At 38.5% G+C, this 26,812-nt stretch carries 24 protein-coding genes and 1 pseudogene; 2 read left to right on the top strand and 23 right to left on the bottom strand.

Annotated elements, in window-relative coordinates:
* Positions 1 to 150: 150 nt before the first annotated feature.
* From hpaD to FG384_RS14100, 18 genes are all read right to left on the bottom strand, one after another.
* Complete coding sequence (gene hpaD / locus FG384_RS14015; protein WP_142643290.1) at positions 151 to 1,134, bottom strand: 3,4-dihydroxyphenylacetate 2,3-dioxygenase; 984 nt, start codon at positions 1,132 to 1,134, stop codon at positions 151 to 153.
* Positions 1,135 to 1,154: 20 nt separating this feature from the next.
* Positions 1,155 to 2,666, bottom strand: coding sequence for a 5-carboxymethyl-2-hydroxymuconate semialdehyde dehydrogenase (gene hpaE / locus FG384_RS14020; RefSeq protein ID WP_142643235.1), 1,512 nt, complete (start codon positions 2,664 to 2,666; stop codon positions 1,155 to 1,157).
* Positions 2,667 to 2,706: 40 nt separating this feature from the next.
* On the bottom strand, positions 2,707 to 3,630 hold the full coding sequence (gene hpaI, locus FG384_RS14025) for a 2,4-dihydroxyhept-2-ene-1,7-dioic acid aldolase (protein ID WP_142643236.1): 924 nt from the start codon (positions 3,628 to 3,630) through the stop codon (positions 2,707 to 2,709).
* A gap of 59 nt (positions 3,631 to 3,689) precedes the next feature.
* On the bottom strand, positions 3,690 to 4,160 hold the full coding sequence (locus FG384_RS14030; protein WP_142643291.1) for a flavin reductase family protein: 471 nt from the start codon (positions 4,158 to 4,160) through the stop codon (positions 3,690 to 3,692).
* Between the two features lie 62 nt (positions 4,161 to 4,222).
* Positions 4,223 to 5,704 carry a 4-hydroxyphenylacetate 3-monooxygenase, oxygenase component gene (gene hpaB / locus FG384_RS14035; protein ID WP_142643237.1) on the bottom strand — a complete coding sequence of 494 codons (1,482 nt, stop codon included), beginning with the start codon at positions 5,702 to 5,704 and terminating at the stop codon, positions 4,223 to 4,225.
* An 86-nt stretch (positions 5,705 to 5,790) separates the two neighbouring features.
* A complete protein-coding gene (locus FG384_RS14040) occupies positions 5,791 to 6,180 on the bottom strand; it encodes a 5-carboxymethyl-2-hydroxymuconate Delta-isomerase (protein ID WP_142643238.1) in 390 nt (129 codons plus the stop codon).
* Between the two features lie 19 nt (positions 6,181 to 6,199).
* On the bottom strand, positions 6,200 to 6,958 hold the full coding sequence (locus FG384_RS14045; protein ID WP_142643239.1) for a fumarylacetoacetate hydrolase family protein: 759 nt from the start codon (positions 6,956 to 6,958) through the stop codon (positions 6,200 to 6,202).
* Entirely contained in the window at positions 6,955 to 7,746 is a 792-nt protein-coding gene (locus tag FG384_RS14050) for a fumarylacetoacetate hydrolase family protein (RefSeq protein ID WP_240793437.1), read from the bottom strand. The genes FG384_RS14045 and FG384_RS14050 overlap by 4 nt, the downstream gene beginning before the upstream one ends.
* Before the next feature lie 208 nt (positions 7,747 to 7,954).
* Positions 7,955 to 8,752, bottom strand: coding sequence for an ABC transporter ATP-binding protein (locus FG384_RS14055; RefSeq protein WP_142643241.1), 798 nt, complete (start codon positions 8,750 to 8,752; stop codon positions 7,955 to 7,957).
* The gene (locus tag FG384_RS14060) at positions 8,730 to 9,779 is read right to left on the bottom strand and encodes an ABC transporter permease (protein ID WP_142643242.1); all 1,050 of its coding nucleotides are present in this window, start codon (positions 9,777 to 9,779) and stop codon (positions 8,730 to 8,732) included. Before FG384_RS14060 ends, FG384_RS14055 begins: the two co-directional genes overlap by 23 nt.
* Before the next feature lie 17 nt (positions 9,780 to 9,796).
* Positions 9,797 to 10,771 (bottom strand): ABC transporter substrate-binding protein, encoded by a 975-nt coding sequence (locus FG384_RS14065; RefSeq protein WP_142643243.1) that lies wholly within the window; start codon positions 10,769 to 10,771, stop codon positions 9,797 to 9,799.
* Positions 10,772 to 11,171: 400 nt separating this feature from the next.
* Positions 11,172 to 12,614, bottom strand: coding sequence for a dihydrolipoyl dehydrogenase family protein (locus FG384_RS14070; RefSeq protein WP_142643244.1), 1,443 nt, complete (start codon positions 12,612 to 12,614; stop codon positions 11,172 to 11,174).
* 1 nt (position 12,615) lies between these two features.
* Positions 12,616 to 13,836 carry a dihydrolipoamide acetyltransferase family protein gene (locus tag FG384_RS14075; RefSeq protein ID WP_142643245.1) on the bottom strand — a complete coding sequence of 407 codons (1,221 nt, stop codon included), beginning with the start codon at positions 13,834 to 13,836 and terminating at the stop codon, positions 12,616 to 12,618.
* Positions 13,837 to 13,848: 12 nt separating this feature from the next.
* Positions 13,849 to 14,865, bottom strand: coding sequence for an alpha-ketoacid dehydrogenase subunit beta (locus FG384_RS14080; protein ID WP_142643246.1), 1,017 nt, complete (start codon positions 14,863 to 14,865; stop codon positions 13,849 to 13,851).
* Positions 14,866 to 14,868: 3 nt separating this feature from the next.
* The gene (pdhA, locus tag FG384_RS14085; protein WP_142643247.1) at positions 14,869 to 15,924 is read right to left on the bottom strand and encodes a pyruvate dehydrogenase (acetyl-transferring) E1 component subunit alpha; all 1,056 of its coding nucleotides are present in this window, start codon (positions 15,922 to 15,924) and stop codon (positions 14,869 to 14,871) included.
* A 15-nt stretch (positions 15,925 to 15,939) separates the two neighbouring features.
* Positions 15,940 to 17,082, bottom strand: a complete 1,143-nt coding sequence (locus FG384_RS14090) for a Leu/Phe/Val dehydrogenase (RefSeq protein ID WP_420849967.1) — start codon at positions 17,080 to 17,082, stop codon at positions 15,940 to 15,942.
* 33 nt (positions 17,083 to 17,115) lie between these two features.
* Entirely contained in the window at positions 17,116 to 17,541 is a 426-nt protein-coding gene (locus FG384_RS14095; protein ID WP_142643249.1) for a thioesterase family protein, read from the bottom strand.
* Positions 17,542 to 17,791: 250 nt separating this feature from the next.
* On the bottom strand, positions 17,792 to 18,757 hold the full coding sequence (locus tag FG384_RS14100) for an NAD(P)H-dependent flavin oxidoreductase (protein ID WP_142643250.1): 966 nt from the start codon (positions 18,755 to 18,757) through the stop codon (positions 17,792 to 17,794).
* Positions 18,758 to 18,840: 83 nt separating this feature from the next.
* Between FG384_RS14100 and FG384_RS14105 the strand changes: the two genes are divergently transcribed.
* Together FG384_RS14105 and FG384_RS14110 are read left to right on the top strand one after the other, a co-directional pair.
* Positions 18,841 to 19,362, top strand: a complete 522-nt coding sequence (locus tag FG384_RS14105) for a gamma carbonic anhydrase family protein (RefSeq protein WP_142643251.1) — start codon at positions 18,841 to 18,843, stop codon at positions 19,360 to 19,362.
* A gap of 542 nt (positions 19,363 to 19,904) precedes the next feature.
* Positions 19,905 to 20,274: pseudogene (locus FG384_RS14110) on the top strand (transposase); the annotation flags it as partial.
* Positions 20,275 to 21,237: 963 nt separating this feature from the next.
* Here FG384_RS14110 and paaX read toward each other — a convergent pair.
* From paaX to FG384_RS14135, 5 genes are all read right to left on the bottom strand, one after another.
* Positions 21,238 to 22,116: a phenylacetic acid degradation operon negative regulatory protein PaaX gene (gene paaX / locus FG384_RS14115; protein ID WP_142643252.1), complete on the bottom strand. Its 879-nt coding sequence runs from the start codon at positions 22,114 to 22,116 to the stop codon at positions 21,238 to 21,240.
* Positions 22,117 to 22,201: 85 nt separating this feature from the next.
* Positions 22,202 to 22,978 (bottom strand): enoyl-CoA hydratase-related protein, encoded by a 777-nt coding sequence (locus tag FG384_RS14120; protein ID WP_142643253.1) that lies wholly within the window; start codon positions 22,976 to 22,978, stop codon positions 22,202 to 22,204.
* Positions 22,979 to 23,137: 159 nt separating this feature from the next.
* A complete protein-coding gene (locus FG384_RS14125; protein WP_142643254.1) occupies positions 23,138 to 24,343 on the bottom strand; it encodes an acetyl-CoA C-acyltransferase in 1,206 nt (401 codons plus the stop codon).
* Entirely contained in the window at positions 24,340 to 25,212 is an 873-nt protein-coding gene (locus FG384_RS14130; protein ID WP_142643255.1) for a 3-hydroxyacyl-CoA dehydrogenase, read from the bottom strand. Before FG384_RS14130 ends, FG384_RS14125 begins: the two co-directional genes overlap by 4 nt.
* A gap of 77 nt (positions 25,213 to 25,289) precedes the next feature.
* Positions 25,290 to 26,807, bottom strand: a complete 1,518-nt coding sequence (locus FG384_RS14135) for an aldehyde dehydrogenase family protein (RefSeq protein ID WP_142643256.1) — start codon at positions 26,805 to 26,807, stop codon at positions 25,290 to 25,292.
* Between the last annotated feature and the right edge of the window lie 5 nt (positions 26,808 to 26,812).

The following is a 26,812-nucleotide window of genomic DNA, read 5'->3' on the forward strand; positions in this document are numbered from 1 at the left end:
TTTTGATAGATTTTATCCAAAATTGCATGATACACATGGCTGAATTCGTGTCTGATATTAAACATACGGAGAAAACCACCTATGAAAATGATAAGGTACCATTTTCATAGGTGGTTTATATTGTTTTTATTATTTAATGGAGCTATGTCCTTAAGCCATTATTTTTGGTTTTCTTTGTTCTAAAAACGGTTCTTTACTTTCTATTTCTTCGCCCGTTTCAATATCGATAAATGTACTTGTTTCATTAAACCATTGGTCTGGTGCTTTATGTCCCCAGAACGTTTGACGAAGTGGATCATTTAAATCCCAACGTTTCGGCTTTAGATCTGGGTCACTAGTTAAATAATCACCTGTATAAAGCTCTATACGATGACCATCTGGATCTCTCAAATACAAGAAGAAAGCATTGGATAAACCGTGTCGACCAGGTCCTCGTTCAATCGAATTAGCATAACCCATACTCGCTAATACATCACAGCAATCAAGCACGCTTAATCGATCGGTTAGTGTGTATGCGAAATGGTGTAATTTTGGTCCAGGACCACTCATAAATGCTTGGTCATGAACTGTAGGTTTTCGATATAGCCATGCAGCCCACAAATTCCCGTCTTCTGTATCCGTATACTCAGAGCATGAAAAACCTAAGTCCTTCACATAGAAATCATAGGCTGTTTGAACATGGGGTACTGCACAATTTACATGATCTATTCGCTGAATTTTTGCCCCATGATAAAGGTCATAGCGTTGCAGCATTCGGTCAACGGTAGTCATTTCGGCAAAAAATTCTAGTGGGATGCCTGATATATCATGGACTCGAAGGGTTCTACCCATTGCATGTTGTTTTCCCTTCTCCATCCATTTTGTTTTCAAGCCCTTAGAAATGAAAAGCTTTTCAATTTCATCCAGATCCTCTTCTTTTTCAACCTTATAACTAAGTACTTCTACTACTGCTTTATCCGCTTTTTTCAAAAGTAAACTATGATGTGAGTGCTCTTCTAAACCTCTTAAGTATATATGATTTTCATCGCTTTCTGTTTCAATCATGCCTAATCCATCTACATAGAACTTTCTTGATACTTCCAAGTCCACTACATGAAGAACAGTTCTCGCGATACGAATGATTGAAAAATCCATCGTTTTCACCATTCCTTCCTCTATCTTTTCCCGAATTGCTGTATATGATGATCAGCAATGGAAATATGAATAATTTTCTGTTCCGTATAAAAACCGAAACCGTAATGTCCACCTTCACGTCCGATTCCAGAGGATTTGGAACCGCCAAAAGGTGTTCTTAAATCACGAACGTTCTGTGCATTCACCCAAAGCATTCCAGCTTCGACCCTATGCGCAACACGATGTCCTCGCTTAATATCATTCGTCCATACATAGCCGGCAAGTCCATATTCGACTTCGTTTGCTAACTTAATGGCTTCTTCCTCATCTTTAAATGTCAATACAGTTAGTACCGGTCCGAAAATTTCTTCTTGAGCAACACGCATGTTGTTTTTAGCATTTAGTATAATCGTCGGTGCTACAAAGTTCCCTCTAGCAAACTCCATTGGGATGTCACCAGTTACAACATCAGTGCCTTCTTCTTTTGCAATTTCTAAGTAGCTTTTCACTTTACTATAATGCCCTTTATCAATCAGTGGGCCTACTTCCGTATTTTCATCTAACGGGTCACCAACTCTAATATTAGAAACACGTGTTTTTAATGCATCAATGAATTTATCTTTAATACTTTCTTGTAAAAATAACCGTGAGTTCGCAGTACATCTTTCACCGTTAAAAGAATAGATTCCCCACACACAAGCATCTAAAGCACGATCGAAATCGGCATCTTCAAATACGATAATTGGCGATTTACCACCAAGTTCCATTGAGCAGCTTTTAAGTGTATCGGCACTATTTTTAATGATAGTAGAACCAGTTTTTGTTTCACCAGTGAATGAAATAAGCTGAACATCAGGATGTTTAACAAGCGCATCACCTGCTATTTCGCCAAAGCCATGAACAACATTGAAAACACCTTTTGGAAGATCAGCCTTGTGAATCACTTCAGCTAATAGATTTGCTGAAAGTGGAGAAAGTTCTGCTGGCTTTAACACAACAGTATTACCAGTTGCTAATGCCGGCGCCACTTTCCATGTTTCTAACATGAAAGGAGCGTTCCATGGTGTGATCAATCCTGCAACTCCTACAGGTACATTAATTGTGTAGTTGATAAATTCATCATCTACTTGATAGGCATCTCCAACTAAGCGATTTTCCACCATACGCGCATAAAATCTAAAGTTTTCTGATGCACGGCTCACCATTTTTCTAGTTTGACTAATGGGAAGACCCGTATCAAGTGCTTCTAAATAAGCAATTCTTTCTATTTCTTCATCAATCAAATCTGCAATACGATAAATGTACGATAGTCTTTTACTTAATTTCATTGTTTTCCAAGGCCCGTGATCAAAGGCTTCGCGCGCAGCTGCAACTGCTTTATTTATGTCATCCGTTTGACCTTCAGCAACTTCATTAATTTGTTCATTAGTAAATGGATTCATATTTTTAAATGTACTTCCTCTTAATGCGGAAGTGAATTCTCCATTTATATATAGAGATATATCCTTTTGTGTTTCGTGTTTCAAAGAAATTAACTCATGGGAGGATACCATACTATCATCACCTATTTTCTTAAGATAATTTTGTAGTGATTTATTTTACAGCTGCTTCCTTCGGCAAAATATCAAGTTCTATAAGTGTTTTACGTACTTCCTCTTGTATTTCAGTTGAAGGTAATCCTAAAGGTAATCGAAGTTTCGGCGTGATTTTCCCCATCATACCTAGTGCTACTTTAGCTGGAGCTGGATTAGTGTCTTTGAAAAGTACGTCATTTAATGGCATTAATTCGAAATGAAGATCTTGTGCTTTTTTAACGTCTCCTGTTTCCCATGCGTTGTATAGTTCTGCTACTTTTACTGGCTCTACATTTGCTGTGGCACTAATAAATCCAGCACCGCCAATTGCTAGCATAGGGTAGCAAAGTAGTTCAATTCCAGAGAACAGAAGGAAGTCTCTACCACAGTTTAGGAGTACTCGGTTTACGTGTTCGAAGTCTTTATTTGCTTCTTTTACTCCAATAATATTTGGACAATCTACTACTAAACGTTTCATCGTACTAACTTCCATATTTACCGCTGATCGACCTGGTATATTATAGATAATAATAGGGATTTTAACGGAATCAGCTACTGTTTTAAAATGTTGATAAAGCGCTTCTTGGTTTGGCCTATTGTAGTAAGGGACGATAACCATAGCAGCATCAGCACCTAATTCTTCTGCATACTTTGTTAACTCCATTGTTTCATCATGATTAGTAGAGCCAGTGCCAGGTGCAAAAAATACCCTACCACCAATCGTTTCTTTCGCTAGAGCCATCACTCTTTTTCTTTCTTCGATTGTTAGTGAACTTGGTTCACCACTTGTTCCTGTAACAGAAATCCCATGACTTCCACTTTCAATTTGCCATTCAATTAGATCAATGAATGCCTTTTCGTCAATCTCGCCACTTTCCGTAAAAGGTGTAACGACAGGACAAATGGACCCTCTTAACTTCTTTTTAGCTTCTTCGTATGCCAATAGAATCTGCTCCTTTTAAGTAACTTTTTTCATCTATATAGTCTAGGTACCAACCATTGTTATTCCTGTAATTCTTTTAGTTCCCTATACTTCCCTTGACTAAATAATAGTGGATCTTTTTGTTCAATCTTAACTCCAGTAACCTGACCGATAAAAATCGTATGGTCACCTACTACATATTCGCTATGCAGTTCGCATGTAACAACAGCTAATGTATCTTCTAAAATCGGCAATCCATTATAAGTAACGAAGGTTATTTCAGTTTCTGATTGAAGCTGACCCGAAAATTGCTTCGATTCATTTAGTTGATTTGACGATAAAATGTTAATAGCAAATTTCTTCGAATCTTTTATATGCTGGTGCATCTTTGCATTTGCTCCAATACTGACTGCGATAAGCTTCGGATTTAAGGAAACCGACATAAATGCATTTGCAGTCATGCCATGCACAACATCAGCAACTTTTGTAGTAATAACTGTTACACCTGTTGCAAAACTGCCCATCACATTTCGGTACAGACGATCATCTATTTCTTTGTTTATTTGCTGCATCATTCCTTCTCCTTTCAACTAATATGAAGAGCCTGAAAAGCTTAAAATATTCCGGCTTCTTTTTTCGTTTTATTTAAAAAGTTTGTAACCATGTCTTTATAAGGTTGTTTATCAAATCCATCATAATAAGCATTTGACATTCTCACTGGATCTCCAAAGAAATAATATTCATAAAGTGCTTGACGGTTACCGAATGCACTTATGGAAATATCCCAAGCTAAACGGAATAGTTGTACTTTTTCTTCACCATTGATATTTGCACCCTGTGTGTAACGATGTACTAATGGACCAACATCTGTATTGCTGAAATCTGATTCAGTTGGAAGCGCCATTAATCCTGATGCACCTAAAATTTTAATGATTTCATGCATACGCTGATACATTTTCGGGAACCAGTTGCGTGCGGCATTCAATGGTTCAAAATCTGGAGTCATATTGCCATATTGATCAATTTTTGCATTGTGCTCAGACTTATATAAATGAGAGCGTAACACTTCTAAAATAACCATGATTTCACTTGCTTTTTCTTTTACATGCATGAATTTATCAATACCAATTGCCTCCATCATACTGATGACTACACCTAAAATGAACTCTGTTTTTACGACATTTTTAGATATAACTTGATGTGTCATATGGATAACTGCATTAGTCTCGGCATACGTACGGTTGCATATATCAGTACTCTCACACACAAAAATTCTTTCCCACGGGACAAGTACATCTTCAAATGAAATGATAGCGTCACTTTCATCAAATCTAGCACCTAGTGGATGATCCCATTTGCTTTTACCATAGTCAAAGGATTCACGGGATAGGAATTTTAAACCAGGAGTATTATTTGGAATTGCAAATGCAAATGCAAATGGATCGTCTATCGTTCCAGGTGTTCTATTTATAGTAGAAGGGAATACAACGATCTCATCCGTAATCCCGCCTAATGTTGCCAAAAGTCGACAGCCATTTACGATTATTCCGTCTGGAGTCTTTTTCGTAATACGCGCGGAAAGATAAGGATCTTTTTGTTCAGACTGCGTTAACATGGATCGATTCACTTGTGGGTGAATTAATGTATGAGTTAAACTAATGTCGTTTTCACGAGCATATTCATAGTAGTCTGCTGCATTTTTAGCAAATTGGTCACTTCCTCCACCTTCTTGAGCAAAAAATTGGTTAGCAGTACCAAATGCCATAATACTTGTATTTAAATAATCTGGAGAACGTCCCATCATTCCACCTGAAAAAGTTGCCCATTCGGTATGCATTTCACGTCTTTTGAACAGATCTTCTTTCGTTTTAGGAGTAATGAATGAAAGCCCAACTTTTTTTCCGGATGTAGGTGAGGTATATAGCATTTTTTCTTGTTTCTCGTGTTGCAAGTCGTAAAGACCTGCTACGCTTTCTACAACATTTTTAAATGCTGGGTGTGTCGTTACGTCGTCAACTTTCTCTCCGTGAATCCATACTTCCGTTTTCCGATTTTTTATACCTTCTATATATTCTTTTCCAGTTCGTGCACCCATCCTATTCCCTCCTATTTTCGGATAAACATTTCCAATTTACCTTCATTTTTATTCTAGTTACTTCACTCTATTGAACTAGACGATTGCTACTTATTTGTAAATCTAGCGTGAATATTATTATGTTTATAAGTACCGGCTTCACTAAATTCGATCAGTTCCATGGACAAGGCTAGATACCTCTTTTCCATCAATCGGGAGAAATGTTCTTTCATTATTTCAAATATTGTAGAACACACTTCTTTTTTTAATTCCTCTGAACGACCGGCACCAATTTTTAAGACTGCATGAACGAAAGCATCATCTTCCGTACCATCAGCCACTCTATACTCATTTAGTTCAATCGCTCTTGAACGAATTCCACCAATTGGAAAAACATTATTTTGTGTAATGAGCACTTTATGAACTTCCTCAAACAACTTTCCAAGATGCGCCTCATCCTTAATATTATCCGTATACTCGACAATAAAATGTGGCATATAGACCCTCCTTTTCGCACTATCGATTTGTAAAGGCCTCTTCCCCGATAATCGTATTTACCAAGCGACCAATTCCTTCTATTTCTGTGACGACAACATCTCCGACTACTGTATTAACCGATCCTTTAGGAGTACCTGTTAGAATGACATCATTTTCATTCAACGTCATAAAGCTACTTAAATACTCAATAATCGATGGAATATCAAAAATCATATCTGCTGTTGTTCCTTCTTGGACTAATTCGCTATTAACATGTGTTGTTAATCTTAGATTCATCGGATCGGCAATATCCATTACGTCGACTAACCATGGTCCTAATGGTGTACATGTATCTCGATTTTTCACTCGCAAGTTGGGACGGTAGTAGTTTTCTAAATAATCTCTTATCGCATAATCATTGGCGACACTGTAGCCTTTTACATATTTATAGGCATCTTCTTTTTGGACATTTCGAGCTGTTTCACCGATAATTACAGCTAATTCACACTCATAATGCATATAAGTGACATCTGCTGGACGACGTGTATATGCTTGGTGACCTATCAACGTATTTGGTCCTTTCAAAAAGACAAGGGGGTCTGATGGTGCATCAAATGAAAGTTCTGCTGCATGATCCGCATAGTTAAGCCCTAATGCAAACACTGTTCGAGGCTCTATCGGCGTAAGCCACATTATTTCGTCTTCTCCGACTACTCGACCATCCGCTAATTTGAGTTGATTTCCCCATTCAATTGCTTCATGGATGACACCCCCATATGCTACTCGGGCTCTTCTCATATCAGTTTCCTCCATTTTGACTCGCTTTCATCAACAATTACGTTTTCTAAGCTGCCAATACCGTCAATTTCAATTCGAATTTTATCTCCTACACTTGCTTGTGGTGCGTCTTCAGGGACACCTACGAGTAACACATCTCCTGGACTTAATGTCATAAACTCAGTCACATCCGCAAGTAACCGTGAGACAGAACGAACTAAATTGGATGTTGAATTTTCTTGCTGGAGTTTATCATTAATGTATACGCGGATTGATACGTTATCTGGGTTTTCTACTCCATGACGATCGATTATCCATGGCCCAATTGGACAGAAACCATCCCGTGCTTGAAAATGAATCGCTGGCCGATATAAGCTATCATGCGGTATTCGAACATCGTTCACGATCGTGTACCCTGCAACATAAGATAATGCTGTAGATTCATCCACAGCTACTGCTTTCTTACCTATTACTATTCCGAGAGCCGCTCCCATTTCTAATTTCGATATCCCTACTGGCATCGGTATTGAACCACCATAACAATTGAACGTATTCACAGGCTTTATATAAAGGACAGGAGCGATTGGAGGCGAAAAATATGGTTCGTTATTTACATCATCTCCTAATCTTTCAAGTTCACCTTTAAAATTCAGCAATGTCCCATAAACAGTTCCTGTTATCGGGTTGTCAAACTGGATTTCATTCGAAATTAACTCGTAGTCCTCTATCACAACAGTATTCTTACGTGTATTCACTTCCGCTTTTATTAATACGGGTTCCCCCAACACTCTAAAACTAGCTCGGCTCAAACGCTTCACTCCTTTTTCCATCTTGCTAACAACAATTTATTTCCTAAGAAATACTATATGAAAAACGTAAGCTTCTAAGTCTACTAAAGCTTTGCATTGGAGTATTTACAGATAGAAATTAAAAAAGGCCCTTTTCTTGTACGACGAGGTCCTGAAACCGCAAACTAGTGGAAAAGCGCCTTAAGCTTCGAAACACAGAAACAGATTATTAAACGGATAACAATGCTTTATCACTAGTTAATTTCTCTCCACGAATACGTTGGAATTCATCCATTAGTTTAGCAATGGTTAGTTTTTTCTTTTCCTCCGCTTCAATTTCTAGAATGATCTGTCCTTTATCCATCATAATAAGCCTGTTCCCGAGGTCTAACGCTTGTTGCATATTATGTGTGATCATTAGCGTAGTAAGTTGATCCTTTTCAACAAGCTGCTTTGTTAAATTCGTAATTAGTTCCGCTCGGGATGGGTCTAGTGCTGCAGTATGTTCGTCCAGAAGTAAAATAGATGGTTGCGTAAATGTAGCCATCAATAGAGAAAGCGCTTGCCTCTCCCCTCCAGAAAGCATTCCTACTTTTGCATTCAACCGATTTTCCAGGTTTAAATGAAGAGTTTCAAGTGATGTTCGGAACAACTCTCGTCGCTTCTTGTCAACCCCATTTTTTAATCTACGTTTTTTGTTTCGCGAATAAGCCATCGCCAAGTTTTCCTCGATGGTCATCGTAGGTGCAGTTCCAGCCATCGGGTCTTGAAATACCCTTCCTATCATTTGTGAGCGTTTATATTCCGGCATTTTTGTAACGTTTTTATTCGCTATTTCAATTTCACCAAAATCAGGAGTAAGAGCGCCTGAAATCATATTCAGCATCGTCGATTTTCCAGCACCATTGCTACCAATCACAGTCATGAAATCTCCAGGGTTTAACGTTAGATTAATTTGATCTAAAGCAATTTTTTCATCTGGTGTTGCCTCATTAAATAATTTATTAATCTGACTGAGCTTTAGCAATGGCATTTCCCTCCCTCAAGAGCACGTGTTCATGTTCCATTTGCCGTTCCGCATGGCGTTTAGCTTTTCTATTTTTTTCCCGCCTCTTTTCAAAGTATTGCGGTAAAATCAACGCGCAAATTACAATAACAGCAGTAATTAATTTCATATCTCCTGTATCAAGTAAATCCACTCTAAGTGCGAGACCTAGTACAATTCTATAAATAATAGCTCCCGCAATTACTGCAAAGGTTGTTCGAAATATTGTTTTCGTACCAAATACCGCCTCACCAATAATGACTGAAGCAAGTCCGATAATAATCATTCCGATTCCCATTCCGATGTCCGCAAACTTTGCATATTGAGCAATAAGAGCGCCTGAAAAAGCAACTAGTGCATTTGAAAATCCAAGACCAACAATTACAAGTGTGTCAGTATTAGCAGATAAACTTCGAATCATTTTCTTGTTATCACCAGTAGCTCTAATTGCAAGACCCACTTCGGTTTTTAAAAACCAGTCGACGATAAACTTAATGAGTAAAACGATAATGATCATGATGAACAATGTACCCCAAGTAGAAGGTAAGTATTGAACTCCCATCATGCTGAAAAAATGATTAATGCTACTATCGATACCTAAAGAACTCCAAAAAGTTTGGAACTGAATAAATATTGTTTCGGCATTTAATAAAGGTATATTCGGACGACCAATGGAATTTGTAGAAGTCAGCCCCATTATGCGTAGATTAATAGAATACAAAGCAATCATCATCAATATTCCAGATAGTAGTGCATTTATTTTTCCTTTTGTATGTAGGAAGCCGGTTACACATCCAGCAAGAAATCCGATAACTATAGCAACTGCCGTAGCAGCTGCCGGATGATATCCTAAGACAATCATCGTGGCAGCAACTCCAGCTCCTGTTACAAAACTCCCGTCAACTGTTAAATCTGGAAAATCTAAAACTCGGAATGATAAATATACACCAAGCGCCATTATTGCATAGATGATTCCTTGCTCCACTGAGCCAAACATTGCTAAAAACATGTAGAATCAACTCCTATTTATTCACTAAACTCGGCTTTCCATTCGTCTTTTACGTCAAGTCCTAAAGTAGAAGCTGTATCTTTATTCATTATTAATTTAAGCTTTTGAGGAATTTGAACAGGCAAGTCAGCTGGTTTACTTTCCCCTTTTAAGATTTTGACAGCCATTTGTCCTGCTTCGTATCCAATGTCAAAATATTCAAAGCCGTATGCTGCAAGTCCTCCTCGTTTAACGGAGTCAAATTCGCCTACCATCATTGGAATTTTATTTTCATTTGCTACTGAAATTACAGATTCAAGTGCGGAAACTACTGTGTTATCTGTAATGATATACATCGAGTCTACTTTACCAATCAATGATTCTGTAGCTTGTTTCACGTCTGCAGATGTTGCTACAGAAGCTTCCACTACAGACATATTCATATCTTTCAACATTTCTTTTACTGCATCTACTTGAGCGCGAGAATTTTGCTCTCCAGAGTTAAACACCATTCCAACATTTTTTGCTCCCAATTCGTCTTTAAGGAACTTCATAGTATTGGTAATTGCATCAGGATGAGCATCAATCGTGCCAGTTACATTACCACCAGGTTTTTCCATAGAGTCTACAAGCTCAGCTCCAACTGCATCTGTTACTGAAGTGAAAACGATAGGGATTTCTGATGTAGCACTAGCTACCGCTTGAGCACTCGGTGTTGAGTTTGCAAAAATAAGATCTACATTTGCACTAACAAGATTCGTCGCTATAGTCGTGTTGTTACTGTTATCACCTTGAGCATTTTGAACCTCATATTCAGCATTGATTCCTGCATCTTCTAAAGCCTTTTTAAAGCCATCAAAAGCTGCATTTAGTGACGGGTGTTCTACTATCTGAGTAACGCCTATTTTATATTTCTTCGAAGATGCTTCTTTTTCCCCACCATCGCTACATGCCGCTAGTATTAGTGTGGAACTAAAAATAACAGCCAACATTTTTTTCCAACCGTTCTTCATTACATTTCCCCCTCTTTTACTCCATTTTATTTAGTATTTATTTGAATCTAATGTAAAAAAACGTGAAAATGTGGAACTGACTCAATATACAATCAATTTCACAAACAAGAATATAGCCTTAGAATCCGAACAAGCTTGATTTACGCTACAGTCGGAAGCTCTCCGCGGGCTTGGCTTCAGCCGCTTCCCTCGCTACGCTCAGTCCAGGTCTTCAGCTCAAGCTTTTCCCGCTGGAGTCACCGCCTTCCGCTTCAATCAACAAAAATAAAACTTCGCATTTACTAGCAATAACATTTTTTTATATAAAATTTCACTTTATAAATGAAATGGTAATAAATTGACTCAAATATGAAGAATTACAATATTCAGTCTTTTGTTTTCACAAAACGGTTAGTAGCTCTCATGAAATCTTCGTTAAGTCTTTCTTTTTCATTGGTGAAGTATGAATTGCTTGTCCAACTAACCCCTCTACTACTTCAAGTAGTCCTTCATTGTATCCCGGATGCGCATAGTGTGGAAAAATAATATCTTCTTCTTTGGCTGCCATTTCAAGCAACTGGACAAAGGAGCCAGACATTTCAACTGCCCCTTCTCCTATCATATGAATGCCTTGTATTATTTCAGTTGTTGAATCTGAAATAACTTTAATAAATCCATCCTTTTTCCCAGTAATTGTTGCATAACCATTGCCACCAAGAGCAAATTGGCTAACACGAATATCTAGGCCTATATCACGCGCATTTTGTTCCGTTAGCCCCACTGAAACGACTGGTGGAATGGTATGCGCAACAACTGGCATAAATGTCAGATCAACTTCTGTTTGTGTTCCAACAATGGATGCAGCTGCAGCTTTTCCTTGTTTTATAGCTTTTCCTGCGAGCATTGGACCACCAGTTATATCACCAATTGCATATATAGAAGGGATCGATGATTGCATATCTTTGTCAATCTTAATAAATCCTTCTTCGGTAAGTTCGATTCCAAAGCGGATTATTCCTAGCTCCTCCAAATTAGGCTTCCTTTTTTCGGAAACAAATAGATGAGATCCACTTATTGTCTCTACTTCATTTCTATCCGATATAAAGGTAATAGTAATATCTTCTTCAGTCTCATGTTTTGCAATGAAATCCACTTCTTTATACATTTTTATTTTTCGCTTTTTAAACAAGCGAGTTAATTCTTTATTTAGAGATTCATCGAAAGGGAGACCTATTTTACCATCTATTACAACACTGACATGAGCCCCTAATACCGCAAAGCTAGAAGCAATCTCAAGTGCAATATAATCCTGCCCTCTTACAATGAGGTGCTCTGGAATCTTATCCATCTTATATATTTCATGCGACAATAAAAACCTTGGATCTTTCTCTTTCCTAACATCTGGTGTTATCGGGTTACTACCAGTTGCGATAATAAGTTGCTCAAATGTATAAATATCGAATTGATGTCCATTTTCTACTCCGATTTTATCAACAGATAGGAATGTAGCTTTTCCACGTATTATTTCAATTTTATTTTCCTTACACAAACTTTCTACACCTGACCTAAGCTGATTAATAATATTCGTTTTATAAGAGCTTAACTTTTGAAAATCGAAGATCATTTCCGAACTTCCAATTCCAAGGCTGTTTAGATGAGCGGTTTCTGATAGTTTTGCGGCTGCATGTGCAAAAACTTTGGAGGGGATACAACCATTATTCAAACAGCCCCCCCCCATATCAGCCTGTTCAATTAACGTGACCGTAAGACCAAGCTGTGCAGCCCGTATGGCAGCACTGTAGCCCCCTGGCCCTCCCCCAATAATTATAAGATTCCGCTCTTGACTGATTTCCCCAACAACCATTTTATATCAACTCCAACATTAGTTTATGTGGCTGTTCAATCAAACCTGCAAAGCGGTTCGTAAATTCAACTGCCGTAGCGCCATCTGCTACACGGTGGTCAAACGCCATAGAAAATGTCATAATATGGCCTATTACGATTTCATCATGAGAATTGACAATTGGTTGTTTTTTCGTTTTGTGAAAAGCAATCAGAGCGGTTTCAGGATAGTTGATAATTGGCGTCGCTCCTGTACTACCTAGAGGTCCAACATTACTCACGGTAAAGGTACTATTTTGCATTTCAAATGGTTGTAGTTTACCTGCAATCGCTCTTTCTGTTAACCCTTTAACCTCTTTGTTAATCTGTTTAATTGATTTCTTATCGACATGATGAATAACCGGGACCATTAAACCACTTTCTGTGTTTGTCGCGATACCGATATGATAGTTTTTCTTTAGTAGTATCCTGCTATTTTCTTCATCAAGTTCCGCATTGAATATAGGGAATTCCTTTAATGAAATAACAAGTGCTTTAATAAGAAATGCTGGGATACTGATTGATTCTCCAGATGCTTTCATTTGCTCTTTCAATTCAAGTAAGTTTGTCATATTGACTTCGTCAAAATGAGTGACATGGGGAATTGTAAAGAGTGATTTCGACATCTTTTCTGCAATCTTTTTCCGAATCCCTTTAAAAGGAATTTCATCGGGTATTTCTTGAGAAAATACTGTTTGCTTTTCATCCTTTACTGATTCCTCAGTTGATTGTATTCCTTTCAAGAATCGAAAAACATCTTCCTCTGTTACTCTTCCAGATGGATCTGTAGCACGGACGTCTTCAATATTAATGTTATTGTCGCGTGCAATTTTGCGTGTGTATGGAGTAGCAAGCACTCGTTTATAAGTCATCGGAAGAGCTTTTTCTTCATTGTTATTCATAGACTTCCCTTTCATTTCTGAAACTGGATTCATTTCTACATGTAATTTTTGTTCCGTCCGTACAGATTCATCGGATTCAATGTAGAGTAAACTTGTTCCGACCTGTACAACTTCACCTTCATCAATACGAATTTCTTTAACGATGCCTGAGCAAGGAGAAGTAAGTTCAGCAACCATTTTGTCTGTTTGTACTTCTACAAGTGGTTGATCAGTCATAACCGAATCTCCGACCTTCACTAAGTAATGAAGTACTTCTCCTTCGGTCATTCCTTCCCCGACATCATGCAGCTTTACTTCGAGCATTCCATATCCTCCTTAAAAATGAACCACTTTTTCAATTCCCTCAACGACTCTTGCCGGTGTTGGTAGATAATGTTCTTCTAATGCAAAGAATGGAACCGGTACGTCAAATCCCGTAATTCTTTCAATTGGAGCTCGTAAATAAAGGAAGGCTGTATCGTTAATAATCGACACGATATCATTACCTAATCCTCCAGTATTTTGAGCTTCATGAATAATAACTGCTCTTGTTGTCTTTTTCACAGAGTTAACTATTATGTCACGATCAATTGGATACAATGTTCGTAGATCAATAATTTCACAACTAATTCCCTTTTGGGCAGCCAATTCAGCTGCTTTCTCTGCAATCGATATCATCGCTCCCCAAGCAATTAGTGTTACATCCGTACCTTCACGCACAATTTTTCCTTTACCAATTTCCACCGTATATTTTCCAACAGGTACTTCTTCTCTCTTCGAACGATAGTTTTTCATAGGCTCCAAAACCAATACTGGATCAGGATCTTCCATGGCAGCAATTAACAATCCTTTTGCATCGTAAGGATTTGAAGGGCAGACGACCTTAATGCCAGGCATATGTGTGAATAAGGTTTCAGTACTATCAGAATGTATCTCGGGTGCGCGTATTCCAGCCCCGTATGGTGCTCGAATAACCATTGGCACTGTAAAACGGGACATCGAACGCATTCGAATTCGTGAGACATGTGTCATGATCTGCTCGTAAGCAGGATAAATAAAACCGAGAAATTGAATTTCAGCAATCGGTCTAAAACCGTTAACCGCTAGACCAATTGACGTTCCGATAATCCCTGCTTCTGACAGTGGAGTGTCTACTACTCTATCATCACCAAAAGTTTCTTGTAGTCCTTCTGTCGCTCGGAATACCCCGCCGTTCTTACCGATATCTTCTCCAAGAATGATGGTTCGATCATCCTCTTCTAACAGGAGTCGCATACCATCATTAATAGCTTGAATTAAAGTCAACTGCTTTGTCGTTTCATTCTTTGTAACTGACTCTTTTATTTGTGCCATTCATTACCGCCTCCCTAAATGTGCAAGGTACGATTCTTTTTGTTCAACAAGTTGAGCTGGCATCTCAGCGTATACATGATTAAAAACGTCTTCTAAGTTTGGCGGAGGATATTTTTCCATTTCTTCAACAGCCGCATCAACTTCACTGCTCGTTTTATCTTTAGTTGCTTGGATCCATTCAGCATTCCAGTAACCGTAATTTTTCATAAACAGTTCTAATCTTGCTAATGGGTCAACAATATCCTCCCCTTGTTTTTCAGGACGGTATTTTGACGGATCATCAGCAGTCGTGTGTGCACCTTTTCGCCACGTAACTGCTTCTATCAATGTTGGGCCATTTCCAGCTCGTGCATTGTCAAAAGCTTTTTTCGTTTCAAAATATACTGCGAAACAATCATTTCCATCGATTCGTACCCCTGGTATACCATAGGCAACTGATTTTTGAGCTATCGTCTCAGAATTCATTTGTTTTTCAATCGGGACTGAAATCGCATATCTATTATTTTGGTTAAAAAAGACAACTGGTACTTTGAATACACTCGCAAAATTCAAACCTTCGTGAAAATCACCTTCCGAAGTTGCACCGTCCCCAAAATAAGCAATTGCTGCATTTTGTGTCCCTCTTCTCTGTTCAGCCCAAGCAGCACCTGCTGCATGAGGTAGTTGAGTAGCAATAGGAACAGCGGGTGGGAATATATTTCTATCTTGCGGTGCTACACAGCCCTCTACTCTACCATTCCAATACAAAAACGTTCTAGCCATACTTTTTCCGAATGTAATTGTCGCACCATGATCTCGATAAGTTGGGAAAACCCAGTCTCCAGTTTTTAATGCGAGTGCGCTACCAACTTGAGCAGCTTCCTGTCCTTCAAAAGGGGCATAAGTACCTAAACGTCCTTGTCGTTGCAAGTTAATCGCTTTTCTATCAAAAGTACGAATTCGTAACATGTGATAGTAAAGGTCTTGAACCAATTGCTCATCTATTTGTTTTTCAAATCCCGTATCAACAAGATATCCTTGATCGTCTATGATTCTTTTTATAGGGTAGTTATCTTCCACTTAACTCGCCTCCCATTAGGATAGTTTGCTAAACGACCATTTTGGTTTCGCTGGTGCTGAGTAAAAGCTATTCCGTTTGCTTCTATCTGTTATTCTTTTCTCACACATTGCATTCGCTGATTCCTCTGTTGTTTTTCCGTTGCTCGCTGCATCTTTATACACTTCCAACATTACATCGTAAATATGTTTCGTTTTCGCAAGTACACGTTCATGATTTATACCGTACAATTCATCTGCCACTTGAATAAGACCACCAGAATTGACAATGTAATCCGGAGCATACAAAATCCCATTATCTCTCAATAATCTTCCATGTCTATCTTCTAATAATTGATTGTTAGCTGAACCTACAATTGCTTTTACTTTAAAATGAGGAATTGTAGTGTCGTTAATAATCCCTCCAAATGCACATGGAACGAATATATCTGCTTCTTGGGAATAAATATCATCATTTTCAACAAACTGAACTTTGCCAGTTGTTTTTGCAGCTACTTCTTCGATTGCTCGAAGGCTATCTTTATTAATATCTGTTACGAAAATGCGAGCACCAGCTTCCAGAAGTCCTTTTGCAACTTTAAACCCGACCTTACCTAATCCCTGAATCGCATAACTATGTTGACCTAAGTCATCATTTCCATACAACAATTGATTGGTTGCTTTGATGCCGTACAAAACACCAGCGGCAGTTGGTATAGAAGAATCACCACCTCCACCATATTCTTCTGGAAGTCCGTTAATGAAATTCGTTTCTTTCATCGCATGAATGAAATCATCCATTGTCGTCCCCATATCGGTACCCGTATAAAAACGTCCACCTAGAGAGTTTACAAATTGGCCGAATGCGCGGAATAGTTCCGGTGATTTATCAGTTTTAGGATCACCAATAATTACTGCTTTCCCGCCCCCGAAATCGACATCAGCAGCTGCGCATTTATAAGTCATTCCTTTTGAAAGACGAAGAGCATCTTCTAGCGCTTCATCCACACTACTATATGGCTGCATACGACATCCACCAAGTGCTGGGCCAAGCGTTGTATTATGGATTGCAATAATTGCACGCAATCCAGTAGATGGATCGTTACAAAAAACCACTTGTTCATGCTTCGCCATCTTCTCGAAAAGATCAAATTCTTTTGTTATTGCCATTTTTTCAGCCATTATCACACTTTATACCCCCTAAGGAATTACTTTCTAGTCTAAAATAGTTTCTTTTTTCTCTGGAAATATTGAAGCATTTCTAAGTTTTTCAGCTATTGTTTTTTTAGGTAAAATAACTTGTTTCACTTCACCTTTACCAATAATACCTAATTGGTTGGATGCCACAATTTTTGTCAGTACTACATTGTCCTTTACTTCAACTAAAGTTGCAGTTAGCGTAACTACCGTACCGAGTGGGGAAGGCGCAATATGACTTAGCTTTACGGATGCTCCCATTCCTTCTTCATGGTCTTCTAAAAATGGAAGAATAATTTTCCTGGAAACCCACTCCATATGATATGTCATTGTTACCGTTGAATAGACAGGATGAACTATTTTCCCTTCAAAAGATGCAAACATATCCTCTGTTACTGATATTTGTATAGTCTCTTCTCTGCCTATTTCCATTCCGCTTCTCATTACAACACCTCTACTTACTATATGCTCGAATCTTCTTAATACTGAATGGTGTTTGGGTATTTCTATTCACCATTACACATAATGATGTAAACGCTTACATATACAATTATATTTCACATAACATAACACTATTACAACGTAATCGTATCAATTTGTAATACGATAGTCAATATAGTAATTAGAAAAATCTATCAATTCAAAATTGACTGATTCATACAAAAAAAGTAGTGAGTAAGGTCCCCACTACTTTTTACAACTCTAGTATTCTCTTAAATTCTTTTGCAGATTTAATCATACGATTTTCTGCTTCTTCCACCATTTCATCAATTAGTTCTTTTACTGTTGGAATATCTTCAATAAGTCCCGCAATTTGTCCACTATTCATAAAACCATTTTCGATATCGCCTTCTAATGCACCTTTTAGATGTTGTTTTTCCGAGGTCAATTCACTATATTGATTTAGTGTCATCCCTGCTCTATCCAGCTCATAGAGCCTCATAGCATAAGGTGTCTTTAAGATTCTTCTCAGTCTTCCTACACTTCGACCGACGATTAATGTTTCCGTGTCACTGGCCTTCAATAAATTTTCCTTATAAACATCGTGAAAAGGTGCTTCCTTTGTTGCGATTAAACGCGTACCGATTTGGACACCACTTGCACCAAGCATAAGTGCAGCTGCCAATCCTTTGCCATCTCCAATTCCTCCAGCTGCAAGTACGGGAATTTTAACGTGTTTCACAATTTGCGGAATGAGTGTGAAAGTAGTTAGTTCTAAGTTTGAGTTTATACCAGCCGCTTCAAACCCTTCTGCCACGAGTATGTCTGCCCCAGCAGCTTCCGCTTTTTGCGCATGTTTTACAGAAGCTACTAGAGCTATTACTATTACTCCATGTTCATGCAGTAGAGGAATATATGGTGCTGGGTTTCCCGCTGATAACGAAATAATTGGTACTTTATGTTTGATAACAAGATCAATTAATTCATCTGTAAAAGGTGTGACACTAATTGCAATGTTTATAGCGAAGTTCTTATTTGTTAACGCTTTTGTTTCTAATATTATGTTCTCTACTTCCTCTGGAGACATTGTTCCGCACCCGATCGTGCCAAGGCCCCCTGCTTCTGAGACAGCTGCAGCGAGCTGTGCATTGCTAATATTCCCCATTCCTCCTTGAATAATTGGATAGGTTATTTGCAACTTTTCACAAATATATATCATTTTTTATCCACCCCTATAAAAATATGTTATAGTAAAATTAATAGAATGACAATTGAGATTATTTGAAAAATGGGGGTAAATTTATGATTATCACTTTTAAAGGGAAAAAACCTGAGTTAGATCCTACTGTTTTTGTTGCTCCAGGTGCAAAAGTTATCGGAGAGGTACTAGTTGGAGAAGAATCTACTATATGGTTTAATACAGTTCTGCGCGGAGATGAAGGTTTAATTTCAATTGGAAAAAGATGCAGTATCCAAGATAATTCAACCATTCATTTATATGAAGATGCGCCAGTTGTAATAGAAGACGAAGTTACTGTTGGACATAATGTTATCCTTCATGGATGTAAGGTTGGAAAACGCTCTATTATTGGAATGGGATCTACAATTCTAGATCATGCTGAAATTGGAGAAGAGTGCATTATCGGTGCTAATACGTTAATTCCGCCTGGAAAGAAAATTCCCCCACGCTCACTAGTCGTCGGTTCACCAGGAAAGGTAGTGCGAGAATTAAACGAAAAAGATTTCGATATTATTCAGCTTTCTATTGATACGTATGTTCAAAAAGGATACGATTATCGAGAAATTTTTGAAAAAGAAGAATAGTCCTGCTACTTCAGATAAAAAAGTAACTACTCTATAAAATTTAATGAAACAAAATAAAATGGTCATCTATTCGCAAGTGAATTCATGACCATTATTTCTTGAGATAGGAACTTTTATCATCTAACAATAGAGTGCCCATTAAAAAGTAATAAGGAGCTCGCCCATACACTCCTATAACTAGTTAATACACTTTACATAATTAAGACTAGTTGAGTACGGAAAAGCCACTCGCTTTCCGCGGACGAAACGCCTACGCTGAGGGCACTGAAAAAGTCCTCCAAGAGATTTCATAGAGAGTATGGTGAATGACAAGTTGTTCACATACTCTCTTTTTATTGGGAAATCGTTGATTTCCGTTCCAGGCGGACGCTTTCCGCCGGCATGGCTTCAGCCGCTTCCCTCGCTACGCTAGTCCAGGGTCTTCAGCTCATACTATTCCGGCTGGAGTCGCCGCCTTCCCCTCCAATCAACTAGCATCCACCTATTCTTCTAAAAACCTTCTTCGTTTATAATAGAGAGACTAACTAATGGTGGTGTGCAAAATGGTTTCTAACCAAGAAACCCTTAATTTAAGCCCATCATGGCGATTTATGATTTGGTCGTTCCTAAAGATAATATACTTCATCAAATAAATGAATTGGTAGACTTCTCCTTCGTTTTAGAGGAGTTGAAAACAAAATATTGTTTAGATAATGGTCGGAATGCAATTCCCCAATTCGAATGTTCAAGTACTTACTATTAAAGGCAATTTTTGATGTATCCGATGTGGATTTAGTAGAACGGTCCAAATACGACATGTCGTTCAAGTATTTCTTAGATCTGGCACCAGAAGATCCCGTGATAGACCCAAGTTCACTCACTAAATTTCGCAGGCTTCGTCTCCAAGACGTAAGCTTATTAGATTTACTTATTGCAGTGCATCAAAGCTAGAGAGGATAATATTTTTTTTATAAATTCCAATCAAAACTAATTGAGTCCGGAAAAGCTACTCGCTTTCCGCGGACGAATCGCCAAGCTATTCTCCCATCACTGTGAGCATTGAAAAACTGTCTGTTATTAGAAAAATTACTTTTTCATTTATAGAAAACCGTTGAAAAAGGCGACACTCCTGCGGGAATAGCGTTAGTCGAAGACCCCGCAGCGTAGCGAGGAGGGCACTGAAAAACTCGAATTAGTATTTTTGTAGGAACTATTTGCTGTATTTATTTAAGAGAATTTAGCGCGACGCATGAGACTCCTGCGGGAAAGCGAGATAGACGAGACCCCGCACGAAGCAGAGCGAAGGAGGAGGCTCGTCGCTCGCCCGCGGAAAGCGAATGCCAAAGTGATAAATTCTCTTAACGACTATTTGATAGAAAATTTATTAGAATAACACTTTTTCAGTGCCCTTGAAGCGAGGAGGCTGAGGCAACGCCCGCGGAAAGGGAGGCCACTGAAAAACCAAAATTCAGAAAATAAAGTCACCACTTGAGAAGTATATTTGTATCAAAATTGGCATGACGTCCCCATAAACACCCTAAAAAGTGAAGGAATTATGGGATTTCGTTTTTATTTTTTGAAAAAAAGTGACTTTTTCAGTGGCCTCCGGAAAGGGAGCCGTTTCAACGATTTTCTTTTTTATTGGAACATTGGACAACCCTATGTGGTAAATTCGAATTATAGTGACTTTTTCAGTGCCCTCCCTACGCTCGTGCGGGGTCTTGGAAGCTCCGTTTTTCCGTAGAAGTCTCGCGGCTTTTTCCATTACCTATTGATGTTTGCAAACATATAAAAAATCACAAGGTTTAGGAAATGTCCAACATTCCCAAAACCTTGTGATTTACTATATTCCGATATGTGTTTACAAACAAAGTATTTTTCTGATTGACAAAAACGTTAGTCCATAAGTAGTGGATGATCATCTGCATCATATGCTTTGTCTTTACGACGCATATCATTATCTTCTTGGAATACTTCTTCGAAAAAATGATTTGCTGGCTGTGCAAGCAATTTATAATATTGCTCAAATAAAAGAGCTGCATGGTTCCCACTCCATATTTCAGGTAACAATTCCTTTGGAAGACCAGGATCTGTAAATAGAAACTTACGGTATTCATGTACAAGATTTGTTCGTTCAACAAAACATTCTGCATCCGACATTCTTCCATCGTTCATCATGCTCTGATGGATTATATATTGTTTGCTGTAGGTAGAGATAAAATCTTGATATTTTCCTTCAATTTCTTGAAGCGGCCAACTTTTTTCAACAAGAGCTCTGTTTGCTTGAGGACCTTTGTAGTCTGCTACGAAGAAATCTACATAATTTTGTATACCATATTTTTCTATAAGAAATTCAACTTCTTTTTCAAGATTGTTCGGTGATATCCAGCATCCACTAGAAAAACTGCCGAATCCACTCCATAGGAGCTCTTTTCGTAGTTCATCTCGAACTTGTCTTTTTTCTTCTGGAATCGTATACATTAGCATACGCCATTTTCCATCCCAGTCGTTTGGCATTAATTTAAAAATCCTAATGGCAGCTTCTTCCATCCGAGCTTCTCCACGAGTCGTCAAAAAGTAATAACTTTTATTCCCTTCCTTCTCGGACTCGAGCCAACCTTGTTTCATCATTCTTGAAACTGCTACGCGCACCGACTGTTCATTATGTCCAAACTCTTTTAACAGTCGGATTAAGCTTCCAATCCATATTTTATTACCGTAATGACGGATATAATCACCGTAAATTGTAAATATCATTGATTGTGTATTCGACATGTAAACTCACTCTTTCTTTTTCCCTGATTACCAATATAACACGTTTCTTCCCTTCTTTCATTATTTTGTTATTAGAGTTTACTAATTATTTCCCTAAAAAGACTGGTTTCCTTTTCTCACTGAATGCAAGTAACGCTTCCATTCGATCCTCAGTAGGGATCGTTAATTCGTATGCCTTAGACTCGATTGCAAGCCCCGTTTGTAAGTCCGTATTCATCCCTTGTGTAATTGCATACTTCGCTTGTTTAATTGCTACAGGACCATTTTTCATTATTTCATTTGCTAGTTGTTCACAAGAATTCAGAAGGTTTTCTATTTGGACTACTTTTAATACCACTCCAAGCTGTACCCCTTCTTCTGCCGTGAATTTTCTTGCAGTGAAAATCAGCTCTTTCGCTCTCATTTCCCCTACTAGTCTTGGTAGTCTTTGCGTCCCTCCTGCCCCTGGTATGATTGCCCAGCTTGTTTCAGTTAGACCCATTTTCACTCCTTCAGCTGCAATGGAAAAATCACACGCAATCATCAGCTCGAAGCCGCCGCCAAATGCATACCCATTTACTGCAGCTATAGTTGGCTGTGGTAGATTTGCAATACTGTTGAACACATCTCGTATCGCTTTCACGTTTCTTCTAACTTCTGATTCTTTTAATGTTTTCCGCTCTTTCAAATCGGCACCAGCACTAAAAGATCTATCCCCTGCTCCAGTAAATATAATCACTTTCACTTCCGGATCAATTGAGATAGCATCTACTACTTGTTGAAGCTGATGCAATGTATCGTAATTAAAACAGTTCAGAGCTTCTTCGCGATTAATGGTGATATATGCAATGTTGTTTTCTTTTCTTAATAAAATATTCGTCATTATGACATCTCCTATTCGAACAACTATATTGAATTTCTCCTGTCGCTTTGTTTTCGTTCCAAGAACAATCTATTGTATTGGTTATAAAAATGCCCTTCTCTCGTCGTTACTCTTCTTTTAAAGAGCTTTGACGCTTGAAGGACAGCAAAATTGTAGTACCTACTCTGATACATTCTCAAATATAGTTGCAATCCCTTGACCTACACCGATACACATTGTTGCCAAACCGAATTGGACATTTCTTTTCTTCATTTCATATAAAAGAGTCGTTACTATCCGAGCACCACTTGCACCTAGAGGGTGCCCAAAAGCTATTGCTCCTCCATTGACATTCACTTTTTCACTTTCTAGTTCCAGTTGGCGAATGCACTCCAGAGATTGTGAAGCAAAAGCTTCATTCAATTCTACAAGACCAAGGTCAGTTGTTTTCAACCCTGCACGTTGTAGTGCTTTTTTTGAAGCGAAAATAGGACCAAGCCCCATAACAGCTGGTTCAAGTCCCGCTGTAGCACCTGTAACATATTTTGCTAATGGCTTCACATTCAATTCTTTTGCTTTCTCCGCACTCATAAGAAGTAAAGCAGATGCACCGTCATTGACTCCCGAAGCATTACCAGGTGTAACCGTGCCACCTTCAAATAATGGTTTTAGTTTCTCAAGCTGATGTAACGTTGTATTTGGTCTTGGATGCTCATCTTGGTCGATAATGATTTCCTTCCCTTTCCGGTCCTTATACATAACCGGAACGATTTCTTCCGCAAATCGATTTTCCGCCAAAGCTTTTTTAGCACGTTGCTGGCTCTCGAATGCAAATAAATCCTGATCCTCACGCGTTATATGAAATCGCTTTGCAACATTTTCGGCAGTTTCTGGCATCGTATCTACACCGTACATCTCTTTCAGTTTTTTATTTGTAAAACGCCACCCGATTGTTGTATCTTGCAGTTCCATATTTCCTCGTGGGAACTCTTTATCTGGCTTTGCCATGACAAACGGTGCTCGCGTCATGCTTTCAGTGCCACCAGCGATGTAAATATCGCCTTCGCCAACTGATATTGCTCTTGCAGCGTACATAACAGCGTCAAGTCCAGAACCACAGAGTCGGTTTATAGTTGTTCCTGCTACTTCGACAGGTAGACCAGCTAACAATGCCGACATTCTTGCAACGTTGCGGTTATCTTCACCTGCTTGGTTTGCATTTCCGAAAACAACTTCTTCAATTTCGTTTACGGGGAGGTTCGGATTACGTTCAACAAGTGCTTTAATAACAATAGCTCCTAAATCATCTGGTCGAACTTCTCTTAGTGATCCGTTATATCTTCCGATTGGCGTACGGACAGCATCTACTATAACTACTTCTCTCATTTCGAAACCAACTCTTCATCAATAGAATAGTCGTACACACCTTTTCCACTCTTTCGTCCTAGACGCCCTGCTTTGACATATTGTTCTAAAAGAGGTGCAGGACGATACTTTTCCCCAAGCTTTTCATGTAAATATTTCAAATTATTTAATCGTGTATCAAGTCCTACTAAATCTACTAATTCGAATGGTCCCATTGGGTAATTTAATCCTAGCTTAATCGCTTTATCAATTTCTTCTGGTGTGCCTAACCCTTCTTGAAGCATGTAAAACGCTTCGTTACCAACAAGTGCGCTAATTCGGCTCGTTACGAACCCTGGAAATTCATTAATGACAACAGTTTCTTTTCCCATTTTTATAGCTACTTCTTTAATTCTTTCGGCCGTTTCATCACTTGTTTCCAACCCTCGTACAATTTCGACTAAAGGCATTTTATGTACAGGATTAAAAAAATGCATCGCAATTGTTTTTTCTGGGCGTTTTCCAAAAGAAGCGATTTCTGTTGGGCTCATCGTCGAAGTATTTGTAGCAAAATAACAATGAGAAGGTGCATGTTCTTCTATCGTTTCAAACACTTCTTTTTTTATAGCTGTTATTTCAGGTACAGCTTCAATAATTAAATCAGCAGTACTTACTGCTTTTGGAAGGTCGCTTTCATAGCTTAAATTAAGTCGTGCTTGTTCAACCTGTACCGATGTAATCTTTCCGTGCACAAGTCCTTTTTCAAACATACTATCCATGTCTTTCTTCGCGTTTAGTAATGCAGAATTATGATTGTCGACAACTGTCACTGCATAGCCACCAACTGCTCCTACATAAGCAATCCCTCTTCCCATAATACCTGCACCTATGATAACAATACGGTTGATCATTATTCTACTCCCCTTATGTTAATGAAAGAATACGGACAGGGTTTGAATTTTTCCCTGTCCGTATTTTCAGTTTATTTTTACAGTCCGAATGGATTCAGTGGTCGACTGCCGTAGTAAGATAAAATGCTTTTCGTTTCCGTATAGAGGTCTAGCGTTTCAATACATAGCTCACGTCCGAACCCTGATTGCTTATATCCTCCAAATGGTGTCCCAGGAAATGCTGAGAATGGGCAGTTTACCATGACAATGCCTGCTTGGATCTGATTTGCAACACGCGTCGCACGTGCACCATCTTTTGACCAAATGGCTGAGCCTAACCCGAACTCTGTATCGTTTGCAAGTCGGATTGCTTCTTTTTCATCTTTAAATTTCATCAATACAACAACTGGACCAAAAATTTCTTCTTTTACAACTGTCATATCGTGATTTACGTTTGCAATAATCGTTGGCTCATACCAGAATCCATTTTCATAACCATTTGGTTTCGTAACATTACCACCAACAAGAATTTCCGCTCCTTCTTTCCGAGCAGATTGTACATAACTATCAATTGTATCAAGTTGGACTTGATCAATGATTGCTCCAACATGTGTTCCTTTATCAAATGGGTTGCCTAGATGTAATTTTTTCGTTTTTTCAACAAACTTATTCAAAAATTCCTCGTAAATGTCCTCATGTACGTATAAACGAGATCGAGCTTCACAAGATTGACCTGAATTATAGAATATACCAAATAGTGAACCATCTACTGCAGCGTCAATATCTGCATCTTCAAATACAAGATTAGGAGATTTTCCACCAAGCTCCAATGTTACACGTTTTAACGATTGAGATGCTTTCCCCATAATGTCTTTACCGATAGGCGTTGAGCCAGTGAAAGCTACTTTATCCACTTGAGGATGCTCCACTAAAAAGTTACCAATATCAGATCCAGAACCTGGAAGGACGTTCACCACACCAGCAGGAACACCTGCTTCAAGACAAATTTCCCCTAGGATTATGGCAGTTAATGGTGTGAGGGATGCCGGCTTTACAATTACCGAGCAACCTACTGCAATAGCAGGTGCCACTTTCCAAGCAGCCATCATAAGTGGATAATTCCACGGAATGATTTGTGCACAGACTCCAACTGGCTCTTTCTCTGTATAGTTATGGAATTGGCCAGGAACATTGTTGACGACTCCTCGGTGACCTACAATTGCACCTGCATAAAACTCAAAATCTTCAATCGCTTGAGAAACTTGACCTTGCGCTGCATGAAGCGTTTTACCAGTATCGAGAATTTCCAATTCAACTAGCTCATTAAAACGAGAACGCATTATTGCAGCAATTTTGTTCAATACTTGCGCTCGACGACCAACCGGATACATTTTCCATTTACCATTGTCAAATGCATCTCGTGCACTTGCAATGGCTTTTTCAACATCTTCTTTGGACGCTTTTGCAACTTCCGCAACTAACTCACCTGTTGCTGGATTGTAAGTTTTTATCGTTTCACCTGTACTACTTTTTATTTTTTCTCCATTTACAATCAAATGATAAAACGATCGTTTCATTGCCTCTTGCTCGATATCATTATCCCGAATTGTTGTCATGTGCT

The sequence above is a fragment of the Psychrobacillus vulpis genome (assembly GCF_006861825.1).
In the GTDB taxonomy this organism is placed as follows: Bacteria; Bacillota; Bacilli; order Bacillales_A; family Planococcaceae; genus Psychrobacillus; species Psychrobacillus vulpis.

Coding starts and splice junctions, on each gene's coding strand:
- hpaD (WP_142643290.1), bottom strand. CDS start 1,134: ATGGATTTTTCAATCATTCGTATCGCGAGAACTGTTCTTCATGTAGTG.
- hpaE (WP_142643235.1), bottom strand. CDS start 2,666: ATGGTATCCTCCCATGAGTTAATTTCTTTGAAACACGAAACACAAAAG.
- hpaB (WP_142643237.1), bottom strand. CDS start 5,704: ATGGGTGCACGAACTGGAAAAGAATATATAGAAGGTATAAAAAATCGG.
- FG384_RS14040 (WP_142643238.1), bottom strand. CDS start 6,180: ATGCCACATTTTATTGTCGAGTATACGGATAATATTAAGGATGAGGCG.
- FG384_RS14045 (WP_142643239.1), bottom strand. CDS start 6,958: ATGAGAAGAGCCCGAGTAGCATATGGGGGTGTCATCCATGAAGCAATT.
- FG384_RS14060 (WP_142643242.1), bottom strand. CDS start 9,779: ATGTTTTTAGCAATGTTTGGCTCAGTGGAGCAAGGAATCATCTATGCA.
- FG384_RS14065 (WP_142643243.1), bottom strand. CDS start 10,771: ATGAAGAACGGTTGGAAAAAAATGTTGGCTGTTATTTTTAGTTCCACA.
- FG384_RS14070 (WP_142643244.1), bottom strand. CDS start 12,614: ATGGTTGTTGGGGAAATCAGTCAAGAGCGGAATCTTATAATTATTGGG.
- FG384_RS14075 (WP_142643245.1), bottom strand. CDS start 13,836: ATGCTCGAAGTAAAGCTGCATGATGTCGGGGAAGGAATGACCGAAGGA.
- FG384_RS14080 (WP_142643246.1), bottom strand. CDS start 14,865: ATGGCACAAATAAAAGAGTCAGTTACAAAGAATGAAACGACAAAGCAG.
- FG384_RS14090 (WP_420849967.1), bottom strand. CDS start 17,082: ATGGCTGAAAAAATGGCAATAACAAAAGAATTTGATCTTTTCGAGAAG.
- FG384_RS14095 (WP_142643249.1), bottom strand. CDS start 17,541: ATGAGAAGCGGAATGGAAATAGGCAGAGAAGAGACTATACAAATATCA.
- FG384_RS14100 (WP_142643250.1), bottom strand. CDS start 18,757: ATGATATATATTTGTGAAAAGTTGCAAATAACCTATCCAATTATTCAA.
- FG384_RS14105 (WP_142643251.1), top strand. CDS start 18,841: ATGATTATCACTTTTAAAGGGAAAAAACCTGAGTTAGATCCTACTGTT.
- paaX (WP_142643252.1), bottom strand. CDS start 22,116: ATGTCGAATACACAATCAATGATATTTACAATTTACGGTGATTATATC.
- FG384_RS14120 (WP_142643253.1), bottom strand. CDS start 22,978: ATGACGAATATTTTATTAAGAAAAGAAAACAACATTGCATATATCACC.
- FG384_RS14125 (WP_142643254.1), bottom strand. CDS start 24,343: ATGAGAGAAGTAGTTATAGTAGATGCTGTCCGTACGCCAATCGGAAGA.
- FG384_RS14130 (WP_142643255.1), bottom strand. CDS start 25,212: ATGATCAACCGTATTGTTATCATAGGTGCAGGTATTATGGGAAGAGGG.
- FG384_RS14135 (WP_142643256.1), bottom strand. CDS start 26,807: ATGACAACAATTCGGGATAATGATATCGAGCAAGAGGCAATGAAACGA.